Source organism: Microbulbifer sp. VAAF005, assembly GCF_030012985.1.
In the GTDB taxonomy this organism is placed as follows: Bacteria; Pseudomonadota; Gammaproteobacteria; order Pseudomonadales; family Cellvibrionaceae; genus Microbulbifer.
This window is the reverse complement of sequence record NZ_CP120233.1, coordinates 1,641,838-1,661,319: the sequence shown is the minus strand read 5'-3', so window position 1 is coordinate 1,661,319 and position 19,482 is coordinate 1,641,838. Positions and strand designations below refer to the sequence as shown.

General features: G+C 47.4%; 16 protein-coding genes. 6 read left to right on the top strand and 10 right to left on the bottom strand.

Features of this window, described 5'->3' with window-relative positions:
- Window positions 1-244: 244 nt before the first annotated feature.
- Complete coding sequence (locus P0078_RS07415; protein ID WP_282933796.1) at window positions 245-550, top strand: hypothetical protein; 306 nt, start codon at window positions 245-247, stop codon at window positions 548-550.
- A 908-nt stretch (window positions 551-1,458) separates the two neighbouring features.
- On the opposite strand, the gene P0078_RS07410 is transcribed toward P0078_RS07415, so the two are convergent.
- Window positions 1,459-1,794 (bottom strand): hypothetical protein, encoded by a 336-nt coding sequence (locus P0078_RS07410; RefSeq protein WP_282933795.1) that lies wholly within the window; start codon window positions 1,792-1,794, stop codon window positions 1,459-1,461.
- Window positions 1,795-2,413: 619 nt separating this feature from the next.
- Between P0078_RS07410 and P0078_RS07405 the strand changes: the two genes are divergently transcribed.
- On the top strand, window positions 2,414-2,734 hold the full coding sequence (locus P0078_RS07405; protein WP_282933794.1) for a hypothetical protein: 321 nt from the start codon (window positions 2,414-2,416) through the stop codon (window positions 2,732-2,734).
- Between the two features lie 163 nt (window positions 2,735-2,897).
- Here the strand turns inward: P0078_RS07405 and P0078_RS07400 are convergent, their stop codons facing one another.
- Window positions 2,898-3,533 carry a class I SAM-dependent DNA methyltransferase gene (locus P0078_RS07400; protein ID WP_282933793.1) on the bottom strand — a complete coding sequence of 212 codons (636 nt, stop codon included), beginning with the start codon at window positions 3,531-3,533 and terminating at the stop codon, window positions 2,898-2,900.
- A 711-nt stretch (window positions 3,534-4,244) separates the two neighbouring features.
- Between P0078_RS07400 and P0078_RS07395 the strand changes: the two genes are divergently transcribed.
- Window positions 4,245-5,462 (top strand): hypothetical protein, encoded by a 1,218-nt coding sequence (locus P0078_RS07395; RefSeq protein ID WP_282933792.1) that lies wholly within the window; start codon window positions 4,245-4,247, stop codon window positions 5,460-5,462.
- A gap of 85 nt (window positions 5,463-5,547) precedes the next feature.
- On the opposite strand, the gene P0078_RS07390 is transcribed toward P0078_RS07395, so the two are convergent.
- The gene (locus P0078_RS07390; protein ID WP_282933791.1) at window positions 5,548-6,462 is read right to left on the bottom strand and encodes an alpha/beta hydrolase; all 915 of its coding nucleotides are present in this window, start codon (window positions 6,460-6,462) and stop codon (window positions 5,548-5,550) included.
- Window positions 6,463-6,534: 72 nt separating this feature from the next.
- Between P0078_RS07390 and P0078_RS07385 the strand changes: the two genes are divergently transcribed.
- Window positions 6,535-7,065: a redoxin domain-containing protein gene (locus P0078_RS07385; RefSeq protein WP_282933790.1), complete on the top strand. Its 531-nt coding sequence runs from the start codon at window positions 6,535-6,537 to the stop codon at window positions 7,063-7,065.
- Between the two features lie 68 nt (window positions 7,066-7,133).
- On the opposite strand, the gene P0078_RS07380 is transcribed toward P0078_RS07385, so the two are convergent.
- The 6 genes from P0078_RS07380 to P0078_RS07355 form a co-directional block, all read right to left on the bottom strand.
- On the bottom strand, window positions 7,134-8,681 hold the full coding sequence (locus P0078_RS07380; protein ID WP_282933789.1) for a tetratricopeptide repeat protein: 1,548 nt from the start codon (window positions 8,679-8,681) through the stop codon (window positions 7,134-7,136).
- 257 nt (window positions 8,682-8,938) lie between these two features.
- Window positions 8,939-9,325 carry a DUF2750 domain-containing protein gene (locus tag P0078_RS07375; protein ID WP_282933788.1) on the bottom strand — a complete coding sequence of 129 codons (387 nt, stop codon included), beginning with the start codon at window positions 9,323-9,325 and terminating at the stop codon, window positions 8,939-8,941.
- Window positions 9,326-9,637: 312 nt separating this feature from the next.
- Window positions 9,638-10,882 (bottom strand): ribonucleotide-diphosphate reductase subunit beta, encoded by a 1,245-nt coding sequence (locus P0078_RS07370; protein ID WP_108734126.1) that lies wholly within the window; start codon window positions 10,880-10,882, stop codon window positions 9,638-9,640.
- Between the two features lie 412 nt (window positions 10,883-11,294).
- A complete protein-coding gene (locus P0078_RS07365) occupies window positions 11,295-14,234 on the bottom strand; it encodes a ribonucleoside-diphosphate reductase subunit alpha (protein ID WP_282933787.1) in 2,940 nt (979 codons plus the stop codon).
- Window positions 14,235-15,039: 805 nt separating this feature from the next.
- The gene (gene argF, locus P0078_RS07360; protein WP_282933786.1) at window positions 15,040-15,954 is read right to left on the bottom strand and encodes an ornithine carbamoyltransferase; all 915 of its coding nucleotides are present in this window, start codon (window positions 15,952-15,954) and stop codon (window positions 15,040-15,042) included.
- A 22-nt stretch (window positions 15,955-15,976) separates the two neighbouring features.
- Window positions 15,977-17,161, bottom strand: coding sequence for an aspartate aminotransferase family protein (locus tag P0078_RS07355; protein WP_282933785.1), 1,185 nt, complete (start codon window positions 17,159-17,161; stop codon window positions 15,977-15,979).
- Window positions 17,162-17,471: 310 nt separating this feature from the next.
- Between P0078_RS07355 and grxD the strand changes: the two genes are divergently transcribed.
- Entirely contained in the window at window positions 17,472-17,804 is a 333-nt protein-coding gene (grxD, locus tag P0078_RS07350) for a Grx4 family monothiol glutaredoxin (RefSeq protein ID WP_282933784.1), read from the top strand.
- 110 nt (window positions 17,805-17,914) lie between these two features.
- On the opposite strand, the gene bfr is transcribed toward grxD, so the two are convergent.
- Window positions 17,915-18,406 carry a bacterioferritin gene (bfr, locus tag P0078_RS07345; protein ID WP_020412720.1) on the bottom strand — a complete coding sequence of 164 codons (492 nt, stop codon included), beginning with the start codon at window positions 18,404-18,406 and terminating at the stop codon, window positions 17,915-17,917.
- 180 nt (window positions 18,407-18,586) lie between these two features.
- On the opposite strand from bfr, the gene P0078_RS07340 reads away from it, so the two are divergent.
- Window positions 18,587-18,841 carry a hypothetical protein gene (locus P0078_RS07340; protein ID WP_282933783.1) on the top strand — a complete coding sequence of 85 codons (255 nt, stop codon included), beginning with the start codon at window positions 18,587-18,589 and terminating at the stop codon, window positions 18,839-18,841.
- Window positions 18,842-19,482 lie beyond the last annotated feature (641 nt).

Here is a 19,482-nt window from a genome sequence, read left to right as displayed (position 1 = left end):
TGTTGGGTGATGGGGAAGGCAACAGAGGTAGATGCGTTTCTTGCGAGTATCTACATCGGTCTCCGGAGTCATTTGACCTGATGCATGTACTGATGTCTTTTGCGCGGAACTCGGGAGATCCTGTAGGTGATTCGTGCGTGTCCCGCACGGGTCGGGTCCGGCGAAGCCAGTTAGGCAAAGGCCGGGCATTTACGCCTTCAGGAAGTCAGATAGATCCATAGTAGTGAAGAACCCGGTGAACAAAGTGCTAACTAATAAAGTGCCGCATGGCGGAGCCGGTGGAGCGAAGGGATCTAACGATAAGAAATGGCGTTCTGTGCCGGATCTGACTGCGACTCAGAGCGCAGCCGCAGGGTCGTCGGGGCTGGAGCGTCTACACACTCGTGCAAAAGCGCAGCGCAAGGAACGGTTCACTAACTTATTCCACCATCTCACCCCGCGACTATTGGCCGAAGCTTATAAAAGCATCAGCCGCAAAGAAACTCGGGGCCTTGATGGAGAAAGCTTAAAAGAGGAAATGGACACCCATAGATTAGAAGGTGGCCGTTGACTAAGAGTTTCTGTGCCAAAGGGCTGCCGGCTGGGCAACTCACAGCGAAGTGGACGGAGATCTGGCGTAAATAAGGTTGTTATCTTAGAGGTGAAAAAGTGCGGGGCAGGTTGGGGCGCTGGTACTTCGGCGATAAATGCAAATCGGTGTTTTGCGGTTCAGCTGAGTGTAGGACTAAGAAATTGTTGGCAGTCTCGCAGTCCATGTACCCAGCGTTTATCGAGCGGAGAGCAGGCTTTCCGCACCGCTTCTGCGGATCCCACCAAGATTTTAAATCGGCTTTCAAAGTTTCGGTTGAGGTAGAGCCAGTATTTTGGTGAGACGCCTAGCCGCTTGAAGGTAGAGGAGATATCTTCAAAATAGCACCGCATTTTCTGGGGGCTAAATGTTGCCCACTCCACTCCACCAGTACCAAGTTGAGATCTAAATGAAAGGGCAGTCCCTTAAGCGTGTTCATACATACGCTCGCCAACCACAAGTGGTAGTTTTTTGGGGGTCCATTCGAGCTTGCTGTGCGCTTATTCCTTTTTGATTTAAATCGTTTTCTGGTTAATTGTCATTGTGATCGGAGTGTGTTTATTTTCTAGATTCAAATGAAAAGAGCGAGACTTAGCTTTGACCTCTCCAATTTATAGAGCCCAATTTAATCCTCTAAGGGATAACAGGCCCATGACGTTTATCTGTGATCAACTTATAGTTTGGATTGGTGTGGGTAGCCTCACCTAATAAAACACTAAGTTATAATAAACTCTAGTAGAATGAAAGGATGATGGACCGTTAGTGGATGATTTCAATCTTGTCAAACATTAATATTTATTTGATAAATCCAGATCAGTAATTTTTATTAGCTTTTGTTAAAACAAAAATTCTTATTCTGATCTGGATATTTTTACATTAAATTCTATTGATTATCTAATTAGAATGGAAAGTAATTTAATGTTTCCTCCAGCTGAACAGTTTGAATCATCTATTATTAGATTTACTTCTTTTCCTGCGGTATGAGCGCTAAGGGCAATAGAAAGAATATGGTCCAAATTCGGTGCACTTTCATCGGCCTGAACCATGTACACTGCATCGCTACAATCAAGTGGGTCCGGCATTTCATCTTTTAGTGTTAGGTTTACTCTTTTAGTGCCCCATCCAAGAGAAATCTGTTCGATGGTTGTCCACCCAGAGTATTCTGCTGCATAGCTATGAGTACTTAGAAGACCTGCTGTTAGAATTGCTGCTAGTTTAGATCTCATAATATATATTGGCCCCTGCTTTTGGTATGATTGTGTTAATTGTCTATTCCACAGTTTTATCGGCAACTTCTGACTTTGTGTATCTTAATACACAGATAGTTAGAGTAAGGTGGGAGACTTTACTATTATATGATGTTGGTTCGCATTAATCCATCAGCTCTGCGGATGGTGTATTTTTCTGGTTCAAGTTTTGATTGTTCATTGTGGTCAACAGGATATAATGTACGTTCTAGTTTATACATTTGTATTACTTCATCCTTTTTCTCAGGTTGTTGATGATGGCTTCAGGGGTTTTTATGCCTTAACTGGTTAAATAGTCCTATTTAGAAGTAAGATTCCCGTACCTTTTTTGAACTATATAGATTTTGACCTGTTATGTTGTCAGGGCGATGCCGTCACCTCTTTTTCCAGTCCAAAAATATAAGATTACTCTGTATTTGACTAAACCAATTAGGGTAGTTGTCACTTTTGAGTCATGTGGCGATTAATATAGGAACAATATAGTTTTAAGGGTGACTTGGTGTGAATGTTGGTGTAATCTCATCCGGGTTTTGAACCTTTACAGTTTTGTATTTGCAAGTGAGTATTTATATTCTGTCAGCTAGAGTGAGTATTAGTTATGAAAAAGATTTTTTTATTTTTAGCTGCGATTGGTTTTTCCAATTCAGCACTTGCTTGGACTGAGTGTACCTTTACCCCTGAGCATGTTTGGCTTGGCCTTGACGCCGAAAATGTTTGGGTGAAGTTTGAAGAGGGAAATTGGATCTTCAAAACTTCTGATCAAGCAACCGATCGCCAGCTTAATTCAATTTTGTCTATGACGATGGCTGCTATTACCTCAGATAGAAGTATTGTGGTCAGGTATACGGACGATAATGTTGTATGTACCGATTTAGATGGCGATAAAACCAGTGACTTTATGGGTATTAGCTTTAAGTAATCCATAGTTACTTCGTGATTAGTTTATTTGAGGGATTATTAGTATCCCAGTAATTGTGCTTGTTGAGCTTGAAACTCTCGAATAATTTGGGGGTTTCAGGTGGATGGTTATTGTAGGTTGTTTAGTGTTTATAGGAGTTTAGTGGCGTGAACTTAAGTATTATTTAAGGTGATGTTTTATTGGGTGAGACTTGTTTTTTCGCAACAAAAAATACTGACCCTTTTCCTGGCTGCCACTCTTTTTCAATGCTAAACCCAGCTTGAGTGAGTTTATTTGATAAGTCTTGCTTGTCAAGTGGATTAACATAAGGGGCTAACTTTAAGAACTGCATAATGGGCAATATAAGTCTCCAATTGCTGTTTTTGAGTAACACTGTGCTAGAAATAAATATACCTCCAGGCTTTAATAGTTCATAGGTTCTAGCTATTGCTGTATCTATATCTTGCAGTAGATGTAGGATATTTAATCCTAAAATGGCATTAAAACTCTCATTGGTAAGCTTCAGTGTATCTAACGTTCCTTGCTGAAATATAATATTTTTTATTGAGGCATCTATCGTTTTTTGTTTGGCAATTTCCAGCATCTTATCAGAGATGTCGGTAGCAGTAATGTTGTTCACATATGGTGAATGCTGAATTGCTGTGCTGCCGGTACCACATCCAAACTCAAGTACAGACCAGTTTGATTTAAAATACCCTTGTGTTATAGCCAGTTTCCTTTTGTAGGCATCTAAATCTCTTATTGGGCTTTTCTCGTATCGGGCTGCAGTTTTGTCCCAAAATGTTTTTGAATCTATCACTTTTCATTCCCTCTTTAGGCTTGGTTGCTGATGTTTATGTAAACTGTGGATAATATGCTCAATATAAATTGCTCTCACGGTTTCTAGTTGTTGCCGGCTAACTTTTCAGGATGGAAGTAAGCTTTCCATATTTTTGGAACTTTAGTGGCTACCATTGTTCTCTACCCAAAGGTGATTGCTGCATATATTTATATCTCGAAATTTCTACTAAGTGTTTAACTTCCGCGCCAAAATTTGTACTAGAAATATAATGTGTATTTATTTTGGGTAGATAGCTTATTCTTAATTACCTATCTTGATATATGTATAAACATAAAAAATGAGACTTAAATAATTTCCTTTACTTTATATGGGTTAAGTCAAATTTTATACGAAGCCTGCTTTCTCCAAATATATCAATCTTTCAATTTTGGGGGGCTATATCTCAAATTTGTGTAAGCATTACTCACTTTCTCTCTGGTTCACTTGACACGGTTTAGGCTTGGGAAATTAGAGATTTTGAGAAATGGATCACACTGCATTAAGTTCAGAAGCCTTTCTTGACCGGCTGGTCAATTTCATTGTCGCCCTGGAGATCTATGTGGCGCTATTAGTCATATTCTTGGCACTAATTAACCAGATACCTTTCGCAAGCCATAAAACAGTCTCGGCAATATAAAAAGACAATTTAAAAATTGGGAACAAGCCCGAGCAAAATAAAAGGACATCACAATGACACTTTATCAGCGATTGGGTGCGAGCTTCTCTCTACTATTGGCTGGACTCTTGGGGTCGACTTCAGCGAGTGCAGATAATTGCTACATCCTGGTTCATGGCCATGGTACTGAGGGCCATATTAAACAGCGAACCGATTCCCAGGGGAATCTTGAGCAGCCAGCTTTGGATTACTGGAGTGAAGCGTACTTCGATGAGTATACGGGTAGTGACTTTATTGAGCAGTTGCGTGTAAACGGCGGTAATTATGGTGTAGTTGGGTATAACTCTACCGATGAAGGCGAGATGCCATATTGGCATGACGGCACAGCGGGTGAAATTGCCCGGCAGATTATTGCCATTCGCAATGGGGAAGGCGATGACTTTGAGCACGAAAACCAGTGTGCAGCCGATGATACTTTCTATGTGATTGCACACAGTCAGGGCGCTACCCAGATGATGTATCTCGCTGGTAATGCGATCCCGGGTTCGCCCTACTATAACCGCGCCTACAACCAGTATGATTCCAACACCGTGACCGAAACCTCTGAAGTTTGTTCTGGTTCCTGGTTTTGGAAAAGCTGCAAAACGAAAACCGAAACTGTAAATGTTGCCGGCCTGGATGACGATTACGCAGTTGAAGTGGATTTTGAAACTGCCATCAGTGGCATCGCAGCAATCTTTACTACCGGTGGCGCAATAACTGGCACTGAGGGCGTTGACCGTTTGTGTAATGGTAGTTGGATTGAAGACTTGATCAATGACTGGTTTATCGGTCGTGAGTGTTCAGCCGTACGCTACCTGCAGACCAATGATGTCTATGCTGTACGCAACTATGTTGGCACCAACCTGGCCGCGCCGGTTTATACTATTGGTGGCTATGCGGGCTTCCCTGGTATCGAGAGCGCTAGCTCCCTGTTATTAAGCGGTGAGGACGATGGTTACATCAACTTGGCTTCCCAGATGAACTGTTCTGGATCTGCCAAGCGTAACTTGTGGTCAAACCTAAAGGAATATAAGACTTTCCTGGGAGTTGCTTACGGGAGTGCTATCTTCTCCTGCGATAATGACAACAAGGGAACAGCGCGTTCCTATAACCTGGCGAGTATTTATACCGACCATGATGCTCAGCGTAACGGCGGTATTATGGCCCCAGACTACACCGGTATCCCCGATGGCCTGAACTGTGGTGCCGGTAAAAATACGGCTGGTCGTATTGCTGCCTGCACAGAGTAATTAGCTGATCGTTTTAAAGAGCCCGCTTTTACGCGGGCTTTTTAATTTGCGGGAACCTAATATTTACTGCTATTAATTTTTAGCTCTAGTGATCCTCTATCACTTGCAAATTGTTCTCTGCTTTCATACGAGATATTTCGATCTCTTCCGCAAAAATCTCATGGATGCCGAAACGGTAACTGTCAGTACTATTTGCCGCATGGGTACCGTATGGAATCGTTGTAAATGCAATGCGCCAGGGAGTGTTTCCTCGTTCTTTCCAGTGCTTATGCCAAGAGAGTGCATCATTGCGCAGGTTTGGCATATCTTTAGAGCCGCTGGTTACTACCAGAGTCAGATCCTCTCTTGTCGCTTGCACAGGTTCCCTGTAGAAAAATTCCTGTTGTGGTAGGAAGGTGGCGTTACTAGCTATCAAGCCTTGAAATAAGTCGGGCTTAGAAAATGCCGTGTAAAGCACAAAATATCCCCCTCGACTTTGACCGAAGAGAACCCGTTGCTGAGGGTTTACCGCGTAGCGGCTTTCAACTACTGGCAAGAGCTCCTGCTCTAGAAAGTTGAGAAACTGCGCCGCACCGCCATACTTAAGTGTGTCACTGTCACCGGGTAGAGAAAAGTCAAAACTGCGATGATTGATCTCGGGTTTAAATGAGCCGTAAGCAATACCTACAATAATCGCCTCGGGGGCGTAATCGTCGTAATGCATAAACAGGTGATTAGTAGCCAAAATTGGGAATAGGGAATCCCCATCAAGGAGATAAATGACCGGGTAAGTTGTATCCTCGTTTGGATTATAGCCCTCTGGCAGGCGAGTATAGATATGGTAGGGGCGCCCAATAATCGCTGAATCCAGCTTAAAGTAGTCCCCATTCAGGGCAGGCAAAAACTCAAGAGGCTGGGAATGACTTTCAGGGGAAGAGTTACTTTGGTGGTTAGCAGGGCAGCCACTTAGCAGTCCGGCTGCTAATAGCGTTGATAGAAAACGAATAAGGGGCTTTTTCATCGAGTCTCCTATACTAACGATGGGATTCATTGGTTGACCAAATCTCTTCTTATATTCTCAAGTGGAGTGCTAATGAGCAATATAAAGCTTGCTGCTGGTATCGATTTTCCTGCAATAGAAGTAAAGCGACTTGGTGGAGGTGAGTTGGTACTGGGGAAGCCTGAAGGTAGCTTCCCTTGGCAAATGGTAGTCGTTTACCGAGGTAAGCACTGCCCTCTTTGTACCAAGTATTTGCGTGTATTGAGTGTGCTACTACCCCGCTATCATGCGGAGGGTATAGACGTGGTCGCTGTCTCTTCTGATACAAAGGAAAAAGCTTCTCTGCATATGGAAACAATTCAGCCGGGATTTACTATCGGTTACGATTTATCAATACCCCAAATGCAGCAGCTTGGGCTCTATATTTCAAAGCCCCGCTCCCCTGAAGAAACAGATAGGCCCTTTGCTGAACCAGGTGTTTTTGTTATCAATGAATCTGGGAGCTTGCAGGTTGTAGATATTTCTAACGCGCCATTTGCAAGGCCAGATCTACAAACATTGTTGGTGGGCATTGAGTTTATTCGCAATCCAGAAAATAATTATCCGGTTCGAGGGACTTACTAGGGCCCTTATATACAGGCACCGCTGAACATACAGATCATAGGGAATATTCAAACGTTTGAAGTATCACTTCACTCTTTGAATAAACTACACTTATATTGGTTCCTATATAGGTTTATGTAATGTTGGATTTCCCTTTTTTCGTGTGGTAACAAATCAAACTCGAGTAGTCTTTGTAACGTTTGGATGGCTTTTGAAAAATTACCTTTTTCAGCATCTAAGGCAGACTCAACAAAATCGATATATGGAAAGAACTGACTTTTGTTGGCCTTTCTACTCTTGATTAAGGTGGCGGCGTATTGTACATCCTTAAAGGGGGAGGGAGTACACATTAGAAATAAAGCATAACTTAATTCTAAAAATCCATTTTCATGATTCATATATTTTTCATATATACTCTTTGCCTTTAAAAGATCTTTCGGGTGGTGCTTTCCTACTGCATTCCAATATGCTTGCTGCAAAATAGCCATTTCAAAATTTTGGGCTAGTGACAAATTGTAATAGTGATGTGCTTTTGAAAGGTTTATCGAAGTTCCATATCCATACTCATAGTGCAGACCTAAGTTGTATAGAGCTCTTGGGTCGTTGTACTTAATGCCTTCCTTTAGCCAGTAAATTGCTTGCTCATAATCGCGGGGTATTACGCCTGTTTGATATAAAATTCCTAGCTCAGTAGCGGCTTCATCGTGACCTTTTCCTGCGGCATCAATAAGCAGGTCTAAGCCCTTAGAAGTGGATCGATACGGTGCCTGCCCATTAATATACATATATGCTAGTTGAACCTGGCCAGACAGATCTCCGCGATCTGTAGCCATTTGATAAAGTTCAAAGGCTTTCTCATTGTTTTGCTCTACATGCCTTCCTCTAATGTAATAATTACCAAGTTCATCGAATAGAGTTGGGCATCCTAAATCTACAGCCCTCTGTAATATCAAAAAAGATTTTTCAATGTCAATTGGTACATATAGTCCATTATCGTACATGGCAGATAAGTTGCCTGCAGCATCACAGCTTCCCAGGGCTGTAGCTCTCTCAAAGTGTTTAAATGCTTTTTTTAGATTTTTGGGATAAAGATTACCAAAGAAGTACTCAACACCTGCTAGGGAGTGAGCGCTGGCACTGTCAGACTTTAGGGCTTTCTCAAGATAATCTCTTGAGAGAGAACGGTTTTGCTTTACGCAGAGTCCAAGCCCGTAAGCACTTGCCAGCTTAACCTGGGCCTTGGCGTTTCCATTGCTTGCTAGATTTGTTAATGTTTGAATAGCATAACCGCAATTTTTCTCAGTAAGTACGCCATCAAAATATAGTTCGGCTAGATGTAACTCTGCTTTAGAGGAGCCAAGATATACTGCATCAGATATAAACTGGATACCTTTGGTGGAATTTTGTGGGATGCCATTTTTGCCGTAGAGGTTGGATACCCCTAGCCAATAGAAAGTCTCTGCAGTAGCAGTTCCCTGCTCGAGAGAATTATAAGCTTCTTGGGCCTTTCTTGATCCCTGATGTGTTGTGGTCGTGTTATCCAGGGTATCTCTAAGTTGCGAAGCTGAAATTGATTCGCTTAATATGGTTAGTAAGAATAATATATGTATAATTTGATTCAGCCTAACAGTTTTCATTTTAGAGTTTTTGTTATGGAAAGCAGCTCATATTTTATTATTTTTTTAGGCTGGAAGTACAGATATGTAGTAAGTTATCTTCACTTTCTGTGAATAAATTTCGGGAATTTTAGGTTTTTATAGAGGAGGGGGTATTTGTGGGTGTTTTGTTGACATGTATTGTTCAGGGTTTAATAAAAGGCCCGCTTTTGGTAGTGAGCCCTCTATTATAAGGTTTTTGTGTGATTATTGTGTGGGGGGATATGGATGTGTGAACGTTAAAATTGATTTAGTTCTTCACGTAGGTCATCCCCTAATTCTTCTGAGTCGGTAATCCATACGCTTTTGTCCGGCGCAGGAAATACACCTATTTCAATGTCGTCACCTTTTAAGCCGGAAAGCCACTTCTTTAAAAACTGTGGTAAGGGAATGCTTTTAGGGGTGAGGCCCGTTTCATTCTCAGCATAGGCTTGGGCAAATTCAGCGCTTGGCCATACTGGCAGATATTCAAAGCCACCATCTTCATCGGTGTGTATTTTAAGAAAGCAATTTTGGCTATCGATCAGTATCCAGATCTCCCGCTCTTCTCCGGCTATGCTCAGAAAATACTCGTAGCGATCTTCACAGCTGAGATTAGTTATTTCACTTAAATCTGGGGTGCTCATATATCAATTCATTGTAGCTAGGTAATAGGCGAGTAGGGATAACTGAAGGCCTGCTCATCTAGAGGCATAGCTGTTATACCAATTAATGCGGGGCATTATGCGCGAATACAAGCCGCTATCCAAATGCTTTGCCGAGATGGTCAGCGCCAGGGGGAGAGAAAGAGTTTCTATAGAACTTAAGTCTATGGTTAGAGTGAAGAGTAAACTGGGATGCTCAAAATAAAAAAAACGGGCATTAAGCCCGTTTTCAATACTTCTCTTCCTGTGAGCGACTACTTTCTCCTTTTTAGTAATTCGCTAACCAGGAAGCGCTTACCACTGCAGTGCGCCGCCGGTTTGGTATTCGATAACGCGGGTTTCAAAGAAGTTTTTCTCTTTGCGCAGGTCCATAATTTCAGACATCCACGGGAATGGGTTCTGAGCGCCAGGGAACTGCTCTTTCAGGCCCAGCTGGCTAAGGCGGCGGTTGGCGATAAACTGGAGGTACTCCTCCATCATATTCGCATTCATGCCGAGTACGCCGCGGGGCATAGTGTCGCGGGCATAGGCTACTTCAAGCTCCATACCCTCGAGAATCATCTGGGTCACTTCCTGCTGGAATTCCGCTGTCCACAAGTGTGGATTTTCCAGCTTAATCTGGTTGATGACGTCGATGCCGAAGTTCAGGTGCATAGACTCGTCGCGCAGGATGTACTGGAACTGCTCGGCAACACCGGTCATTTTGTTACGGCGACCCATGGACAGGATCTGGCTGAAGCCACAGTAGAAGAAAATACCCTCAGTGACAGCGTAGAAGGCGATCAGGTTGCGCAGCAGCTCCTGGTCGGATTCAACGGTGCCGGTTTTGAAGTTGGGATCACCGATGGCCTGGGTGTGGGACAGGCTCCAGGCCGCTTTTTTGGCAACCGCTGGCACTTCGCGGTACATATTGAAGACTTCACCTTCGTCCATACCCAGGGACTCTACACAGTACTGGTAGGCGTGGGTGTGAATGGCTTCTTCAAAAGACTGACGCAGCAGGTACTGGCGGCACTCAGGGTTGGTGATATGGCGGTAGATCGCCAATACCAGGTTGTTAGCAACCAGGGAGTCTGCGGTGGAGAAATAGCCCAGAGAGTATTCCACGATGCGACGCTCGTCCTCGGTCAGACCGTTGGGGTCTTTCCACATGGACACGTCTTTGTTCATGTTGATTTCCTGGGGCATCCAGTGGTTGGCGCAGCCGTCCAGGTATTTTTGCCAGGCCCAGTCGTATTTAAAGGGAACCAACTGGTTGAGGTCAGCGCGGCAATTAATAATGCGCTTTTCATCTACCTGGATACGGGCCGCACCCATTTCCAGTTCTTCCAGGCCGGGAGCCGGGTCCATATTAGCAACTGCGGCACGGGCGGCATCAACGGCAGTGGAGCCGCTTTGGGCCGCAGGCGACGCCGGAGCGGCTGTGTAGGAAGCGCTGGGCTCCTGCACGGATTTTGCCTGGGCCTCCGGCGTCGGTCGCGGTTCGGTTGCTTTTTCAGGTTGTTGGGGCTTGGTGTCGATGTCGTCCCAGCTCAGCATAGTTGGCCCTTTTGATCGGTCTCACTATCGAAAGTTCGATAAAAAATTCTTAAATCTTCCTGGTGTATTACTCACTAATTGTGTGTAACCAGGGATGACATACCGGTGATATTTTTTACCGGTAATAATTCATTACAGGCTCGTATTTTTAACTCGCCTGGGCACAGAAAATCCTGTGCCAGATCAATTTTTGCTGCGCTTTTGTGCATTTATTTGCACTGAATTTTCGCTAGCAATTGCACTGGGTTTTCTCGGAAAAATAAGCCGCAGCCGATCCCCGGTCCCTATGGTATTACCCACTATTAAAATAATGGGTGGACCGGGGTCGCTGCGCATGGTCATGCCCGCACTTGCGGTTACGACGCTCTCCCCCGAGAGTCAGTGCAGCCCCTATAAAAAAGGGGCTTAAATTTTACTGGCAGGCCTCGCAATCCGGGTCGTCCAGTGAGCAGGCCTGAGGCACTGCGGCCGGTGCAGGTGCAGCTTGCTCAGCAGGTGCTGCCGCAGCCACTCCGTTGCTACCGCCGTGTGCACTTACCGCGTTCAGGGTGCCACTATTTACCGTAGATTTCTCTGTGGTAGTGGCAGCCAGTGCGCGCAGGTAGTAAGTGGTTTTCAGGCCGCGGAACCAAGCCATGCGATAGGTCAGGTCCAGCTTCTTGCCGTCGGCGCCGGCAATATACAGGTTCAGGGACTGGGCCTGGTCGATCCACTTCTGGCGACGGCTGGCAGCGTCCACGATCCAGCGTGGCTCCACTTCAAACGCGGTGCGGTATTTCGCTTTCAGGTCTTCCGGTACGCGATCGATTTTCTGTACAGAACCTTCATAGTATTTCAGGTCGTTAACCATGACCTGATCCCACAGGCCGCGATCTTTCAGATCGTGTACCAGGTAGGGGTTTACTACGGTGAATTCGCCGGACAGGTTCGATTTCACATACAGGTTTTGGTAAGTCGGTTCGATCGACTGGGAAACTCCGGTGATATTGGCAATGGTCGCAGTAGGAGCGATTGCCATTACGTTGGAGTTACGCATACCTTGGGCTTTTACTTTCTCGCGCAGGCCGTCCCAGTCCAGAGTGGAGCTGGTGTCCTGTTCGATAAACTGCTGGCCGCGCTGCTCAGCCAGGATCTGGATGGAATCCAGTGGCAGGACACCTTTGCTCCATAGGGAGCCTTCGTAGGTCTGGTACTTGCCGCGCTCGGCAGCCAGGTCGCTGGAAGCGGAGATGGCTTCGAAGCTGATCGCTTCCATGGTGTTGTCGGCAAAGGCGACGGCTTCGTCGCTGGCGTAGGCGATACCGGCCTTGTACAGCGCATCCTGGAAGCCCATCAGGCCCATGCCCACAGGGCGGTGACGCATGTTGGACTGACGTGCACTTTCAACTGCGTAGTAGTTGATGTCGATAACGTTATCGAGCATACGCACCGCAGTTTTTACGGTATTGGCCAGCTTGGTGCGGTCGAGTTCACCATTCTCACCAATGTGTTGAGCCAGGTTGACGGAGCCCAGGTTACACACGGCGATTTCGTCGTCGGCCTTAGTGTTGAGAGTGATCTCGGTGCACAGGTTGGAGCTGTGAACCACACCGGCGTGTTGCTGCGGGCTGCGCAGGTTGCAGCTGTCTTTAAAGGTGATCCAGGGGTGGCCAGTTTCGAACAGCATGCCCAGCATCTTGCGCCACAGGTCTAGTGCGCGGATCTTTTTGAACAGACGCAGCTTGCCTTCGGCAGCCAGTTGCTCGTAGTGGTTGTAGCGCTCTTCGAATGCGGTGCCGAACAGGTCGTGCAGGTCCGGGCAATCGGCCGGGGAGAACAGGGTCCACTCTTTGTCTTCGAACACGCGCTTCATAAACAGGTCGGGGACCCAGTTAGCGGTGTTCATATCGTGGGTGCGGCGGCGGTCGTCACCAGTGTTTTTGCGCAGCTCGAGGAATTCCTCGATATCCAGGTGCCAGGTTTCCAGGTAGGCACAGACAGCACCTTTGCGCTTACCGCCCTGGTTGACGGCTACTGCGGTGTCGTTGGCCACTTTCAGGAAGGGCACAACACCTTGGGACTTGCCGTTGGTGCCTTTGATATAGGAACCCAGCGAGCGCACCGGCGTCCAGTCATTGCCGAGACCGCCTGCCCACTTGGACAGCATGGCGTTGTCGCGGATCGCGCCGTAAATGCCATGCAGGTCGTCCGGTACCGTGGTCAGGTAGCAGGAGGACAGCTGCGGGCGCAGGGTGCCGGCGTTGAACAGGGTCGGGGTGGAACTCATGTAGTCGAAAGAGCTCAACAGGTTGTAGAACTCTACCGCGCGCTCGTTTTTGTTCTCTTCATTAATGCTGAGGCCCATGGCGACGCGCATAAAGAAGATCTGCGGCAGCTCGAAACGAATATCGTCGCTGTGCAGGAAGTAGCGGTCGTACAGAGTCTGCAGGCCCAGATAAGTGAACTGGTGATCGCGCTCGCCTTTTAGAGCTTCGCCGAGTTTTTCAAGGTCGAAGGTGGCCAGCGCAGGGTCCAGCAGGTCCAGCTCGATACCCTTTTTCACGTAAGTGGGCAGGGTAGAGGCGTACAGCTTTTCCATCTCGTGCTGGGTGGCGCGCTCGGCAACACCGAGGAAGCGCAGAGCTTCGGAGCGCAGCTTGTCCAGCAGCAGGCTGGCGGTAGCGAAGGTGTAATTGGGCTCCTGCTCAACCAAGGTGCGCGCAGTGATTACCAGCGCGGTATTGATATCGTTTTCGGAAACACCGTCATACAGGTTTTTCAGGGCTTCGTTAAGAATTGCCGCGCTGTCGACATCTTTGAGGCCTTCACAGGCTTCTTTGACAACGGTGCGCAGGCGCTCCATATCCAGAGGTGCAAGGCTGCCATCGTCCTGCTTTACACGGATGCTGGGGTGGGCATCGACGGCTTGCTCGGCAATTTGAGCAGTTTTTTCTTTCTCTGCGCGCAGGCGGGCGTGTTCTTCGCGGTAGAGTACGTAGTCGCGGGCAACCTTTTGTTCACCGGCGCGCATCAGGGCCAGCTCTACCTGGTCCTGGATCTCTTCAATGTGGATAGTGCCGCCAGAGGGCATGCGGCGTTTGAAAGTGGCACTGATCTGGCCGACCAGCTCTTCAACTTGCTCGTGGACACGGCTGGAAGCAGCGGCGGTGCCGCCTTCAACAGCGAGGAAGGCTTTAGTCACGGCGACGGCGATTTTGCTGTCGTCGTAGGGTACAACGGTGCCATTGCGCTTGATTACGCGGATCTGGCCCGGTGCAGTAGCGGCCAGAGTCGTGCCGCCAGTCGCCTGGTCGCTGGAGGTGCCTGATTTTTCCGCAGGCACGGCTTGAGAGCGCCCTGTCTCTGTGTGCATGTAAATCTCCGAAAGGTTTGTACTGTTGTCTGTCCGCGTGCGTTCAAAAGAACGGCGGCCACATGACTGCGTGGCATGGCGGAGCGTGTCCTTCGCATTGCCAGTGTTTATCCACAGCTGTGGACACTGGAAACAGGCGGCTTGTCACTGGCTATCTGAAAAGGTTTGCCAGCTGCTGCCTGTGGCGGAAATTCCATTCCGCCCGCTTACCTCTGATTCTGCTTTGAAAAAAGCAGCGCCTGACGCCCACTGCCAAAAAGTGTGGTGATGCGCCGGAATTTGCCCCACAAAATGGGGGTGCTCTTAAGCCTCTACCCCAATATATAGGGGGTCGGCCTCGAGTGCGCTACAAGATAATGCGGTAGGCGGGTCAGTTCAAGGCGAATAACTATGTAGTTGTTTGTGGATAAATTGTGGGTAGAGGTGCTGAGTCAGTAGCCACTTTCGCGGCAGAGCCCGCCAGCCCTGGGCTGCAAAGGAGTGGGTGCCGGGGAAGAACGCTGGGTACAGTGTCTTACAATTTTTTTTAATAGCTCGAGCGCTGTAAATTAACAACGGCAATAACCATTTGCAAATGGCTGCTCTTTGAGCAAAGTGGTACTCAATTGCTCAATTTACTGACGCTTATTTAATTCTGACATCTTGGCTGGCTGTAAATTAGTCGTTGGCGCCGATTGCTAAATTTAGCGATCTCTTGATTGTTTTGTCGCCAATCGCATCTTTTATACATTGTCGGGGAGAGGCGCAGGGGAGTGAGTACAGGTAGCAGGGTACAACCGCAGGAGTGGCTGTACCCTTTTAGGGTTTATCGACTGTGGTCTTGGAGGAATTCCATCAGGGCTTTTTGCGCATGAAGGCGGTTTTCAGCCTCATCCCATACCACCGAGATGTTGCCATCCTCTAAAAGTTCGGCACTCACCTCCTCTCCACGGTGGGCGGGCAAGCAGTGCATAAAGATGGCATCGCTATTGGCATGGCTCATCAGCTCGTGGTCCACGAGGAAGTTCTCGAAGGCTTTCAGGCGGATCTGTTGTTCAGTTTCCTGTCCCATGGAAGCCCACACATCGGTAGCCACCCAATCGGCCCCTTTCACAGCCTCCACTGGATCGTGTACTACGGTGACCCGATCACTTGCCGAAGCGAGGATATTGGCGTTGGGCTCGTAGCCGGGCGGGCAGGCTATGCGCAGCTCAAAATTGCACAGGCGGGCAGCATTAATATAGGAGTGGCACATATTGTTGCCGTCGCCAACCCAGGCGACCACCTTGCCCTCTGGACTGCCGCGGTGCTCTACAAAGGTTTGGATATCTGCGAGCAGCTGGCAGGGGTGGTAGCTGTCGGAGAGGGCATTAATCACCGGTACCTTTGAATATTCGGAGAAGCGCTCCAGTACCTGGTGGCCAAAGGTGCGAATCATCACCATATCCACCATGCTGGAAATTACTCGGGCGCTGTCTTCAACGGGCTCCCCACGGCCTAACTGAGTATCGCGGGGAGATAGGAAGAGGGCGCTGCCGCCCATCTGTGCCATACCGGCCTCAAATGAAACGCGGGTGCGAGTAGAGGATTTCTCAAAAATCATCCCCAGCACTTTGCCGCGAAAAAGGTCGGTATTTATTCCTTGAGTGCGCAGTGTTTTGAGTTCGATCGCGCGCTCAATAATTTGCTTGAGCTCTTCCGAAGACAAGTCTGTCAGGGTAAGAAAATGTCTGATCGCCATAAGCTGTTCTCCTTTTTTTGCATCAGACTGCTTGCAGTGCAAACTGGTGAATCAGTGAGCTGATATCGTTTGCCAATTGATGGCACTCGTCGTCGCTGAGTGTGAGTGGGGGAAGCAGGCGAACTACATTGCCGGCTGTAACATTGATCAGTAATCCGAGCTCGCGGGCTTTGTCCACCAGTGTGGCACAGGGCTGCTGTAATTCGATGCCGATCATCAGCCCCAGCCCGCGCACCTCTTTAACCTGGTTGCAATCGGATAACTGCTGTTGCAGCTGATGAAGCAAGCGTTGCCCTAACACCTCGGCACGCTCTACCAGCCATTCATTTTCCAGTGTTTCGAGAACTGTCAGGGCTGCGCTGCAGGCGAGAGGGTTGCCGCCAAAAGTGGAGCCGTGGGTGCCCGCAGAAAATAACTGTGCGGCAACTCCCCTTGCCAGGCAGGCTCCGATGGGAACGCCATTCCCGAGCCCTTTGGCGGTTGTCACAACATCGGGCTTTATTCCTTCATGCTGGTAGGCAAACATTTTGCCGCTGCGGCCGTTCCCGCTCTGCACTTCATCCAGCATCAGGAGCCAATCATGCTGATCGCAGAGTTCTCGCAATTGACTTAGGTAGTTGGGGGAGGGGATACGTACACCACCCTCCCCCTGGATCGGTTCTACCAGTATTGCGACAATATCGTTACGTTCAGCCGCGAGCTTTTCGATGGTTGCGGTGTTATTAAACGGTACACGCAGGAAGCCCTCAGGCAGAGGACCGAAGCCTTCTTGGATTTTTTCATTACCGGTTGCTGTCAGGGTGGCCAGGGTACGGCCGTGGAAAGCGCCTTCCATTACCAGGATTTGAGGGATTTCAATGTTGCGGCTATTGCCTAGCCGGCGAGCTAATTTAATCGCTGCTTCATTGGCCTCAGCACCGGAATTGGAGAAAAAGACATTGTCCATGCTAGACAACTGTACCAGCTTGTCCGCCAGTTTCTCCTGAGCCGGGATATTGTAGAGATTGGATACATGTAACAGGGTTCGGATCTGCTCGTGTAGGGCTAGGGTCACTTTGGGGTGGCAGTGGCCAAGGCCGCAGACGGCGATTCCAGAGATTGCATCCAGGTATCGTCGGCCCTGATCATCCCACACATAGTTGCCTTCACCCCGCACTAGCGTGAGGGTTCGATCGCCATAGTTTTGCATGAGTGTCGAGGTGGCCACTGAGGCATCTCCTTAGATATTGACTGTCTGGATTATCTCTTTTCCGCAGAAAATTTTGTTTAAGTCTTTTAATCTGCACTTAATATTGATTGGGGTAATACTAACACAGCATTTATATACTGTGCGCTACCTGGGTGGCTGAATTTTCAACATTGTGTGCAGTGTTTCAGGTCTGCGGTTCTTGCATTCATCAGGGGGATGGTGTGCCGGCCCCACTGGGGTACAATGGATGCCGGCGCGCTATATCAGATGATGGTATGGTGCCTATACACTTACTTTTTGCTTCGACCACCTGAGGTTTTTCACGCTTATGGATACACTGGAGAACATCAAGCAGCAGATCGCTGATAACACCATTCTGCTTTATATGAAAGGTAGCCCTAATGCCCCCCAGTGCGGCTTTTCCATGCGGGCCTCCCAGGCGATGATGGCTTGCGGTAAGCGCTTTGCCTACGTTGATATTCTGGCTAACCCGGACATCCGCGCTGAGCTGCCTAAGTACGCGAACTGGCCGACGTTCCCCCAGCTGTGGGTTAAGGGCGAACTGATCGGTGGCTGTGACATCATTATGGAAATGCACGAGAACGGTGAGCTGAAAACCTTGATTGATGAGGCATCAGCGGAGAGCGAGGGCGAGGATTGATTTCCGTTTTTGCTCCAATATGTCTGTCGCTATAGATGGCAGGCATATTGTAGGAACAAAAAAACCGCAGCGAAAACTGCGGTTTTTTTATGCCTGTGAGAGGACTTAAACTACTTGCCAGAGTGGCCGGCTGCAGTTTCCATTTGAGTTTGCAGGTAGTTTTGAATGCCAACTTTGTCGATCAGCTCCAGCTGGGTTTCCAGCCAATCTACATGCTCTTCCTCAGACTCGAGGATTTTCTCCAGCAATTCACGGCTGCCGTAATCCCGAACGGACTCGCAATAGGCGATGGCCTCACGCAGGTCGGGGATGGCCTTGGATTCAATTTTTAAGTCGCATTTGAGCATCTCTTCGGTATTTTCACCGATCAGAAGTTTGCCCAGGTGCTGCAGGTTTGGAATACCTTCGAGGAAAAGAATGCGCTCGATCAGCCAATCGGCATGCTTCATTTCATCGATGGATTCATGATATTCCTGTTTGCCCAGCTCTTTTAAACCCCAGTTATCGTACATGCGGGCGTGTAGGAAATACTGGTTAATAGCTACCAGTTCATTACCCAGTACTTTATTTAAATGCTCAATTACCTTGGGGTCGCCTTTCATAGCCTGTGCTCCTGAAGCCCTGCCAACTCAATAAGGTTTGCAGAGAGTTCCTATTTGTAAGTCGCTAGAGATTAGTTGATATTTTTAGTTACTAAAGTTTATTAGTCACTAAAGTCTGCGGCTGCCTGATTTACCTAATTTTATTTTAGGGTTTAAGCTGCAATCGGGGCTGAGTTTGCGTTGCGATTTGCGGCAAGTCAAGAAATAATTTTTCTTGCGGAATGCAGGAAAAACAAGGGTTTTAACGCAAATTTAGCCGAAAATGGCAACGAAAATAATTATCATTTAGGTTGTGTGAGCAATGCAGCAATAAGTCATTTATTTCGAATATTAACCCTTGTTATTGATAGGTTGCGTACTTTAGTTGAGGCTAATGTTTTCACGTTTGGTATTAATAATGCTTCTTATTTATATATGCAGGTGAAACGCTTGTAGTCATAAGCTGAGTCAAAACCTTTTCCAGTATTCGAATGGCGCTTGAATAATTAATTTTATTTATAAATTAAATGACCTCATCTTTTGATGGTTTGCCATCTGACCGACTCATTGAATGGCTACCTGAGATATAAAAGTGATTGGGGGATCTTTTGTTGATGGAATCATGTCCTGAATTGATGTTGATCACTGTTGAATGTCACGTGGATTACAAAGGGATTAACAAAGCGGTGTCTGAATAAATCCATGATACTTTCGGGCTCCTGAAGTCAGCAGATATTCGGTGCTTCGTTGCAAGTACCCTGTCTAACAAGACCCACCCTACAGGCTTTCATGGCAATTCATGCTCTGCGCTGTAAGAACCAAAAACCTCACGGAACTATTTAGAAGCTCTCTAAAACAGGTTTTCTTAATGTTCAGCTCTTCCGATCCAAAGGATATTGCTGAGAGACCGGAGAGGTAAGTAACTCGGAGGGCTAAAGTTTGGTGGGTATGTAAAGCCGGGGGGCGTTTTCAGGTTGAGATTTATAGCTGTCTAAGGTTGGCCAATATATGTTCAGGCTGAGAGCGGCGACAAAGACAATGGGTGTAAGTAAGTTCGATCTGAGTGGGGGTCTTATACAGGCTCGTAAGGTTTTACG

Bases quoted from the DNA above. Each gene is read 5' to 3' on its own strand.
- P0078_RS07410 (WP_282933795.1), bottom strand. From the start codon at position 1,794: ATGAGATCTAAACTAGCAGCAATTCTAACAGCAGGTCTTCTAAGTACT.
- P0078_RS07405 (WP_282933794.1), top strand. From the start codon at position 2,414: ATGAAAAAGATTTTTTTATTTTTAGCTGCGATTGGTTTTTCCAATTCA.
- P0078_RS07395 (WP_282933792.1), top strand. From the start codon at position 4,245: ATGACACTTTATCAGCGATTGGGTGCGAGCTTCTCTCTACTATTGGCT.
- P0078_RS07390 (WP_282933791.1), bottom strand. From the start codon at position 6,462: ATGAAAAAGCCCCTTATTCGTTTTCTATCAACGCTATTAGCAGCCGGA.
- P0078_RS07385 (WP_282933790.1), top strand. From the start codon at position 6,535: ATGAGCAATATAAAGCTTGCTGCTGGTATCGATTTTCCTGCAATAGAA.
- P0078_RS07380 (WP_282933789.1), bottom strand. From the start codon at position 8,681: ATGAAAACTGTTAGGCTGAATCAAATTATACATATATTATTCTTACTA.
- P0078_RS07375 (WP_282933788.1), bottom strand. From the start codon at position 9,325: ATGAGCACCCCAGATTTAAGTGAAATAACTAATCTCAGCTGTGAAGAT.
- P0078_RS07370 (WP_108734126.1), bottom strand. From the start codon at position 10,882: ATGCTGAGCTGGGACGACATCGACACCAAGCCCCAACAACCTGAAAAA.
- P0078_RS07365 (WP_282933787.1), bottom strand. From the start codon at position 14,234: ATGCACACAGAGACAGGGCGCTCTCAAGCCGTGCCTGCGGAAAAATCA.
- argF (WP_282933786.1), bottom strand. From the start codon at position 15,954: ATGGCGATCAGACATTTTCTTACCCTGACAGACTTGTCTTCGGAAGAG.
- grxD (WP_282933784.1), top strand. From the start codon at position 17,472: ATGGATACACTGGAGAACATCAAGCAGCAGATCGCTGATAACACCATT.
- bfr (WP_020412720.1), bottom strand. From the start codon at position 18,406: ATGAAAGGCGACCCCAAGGTAATTGAGCATTTAAATAAAGTACTGGGT.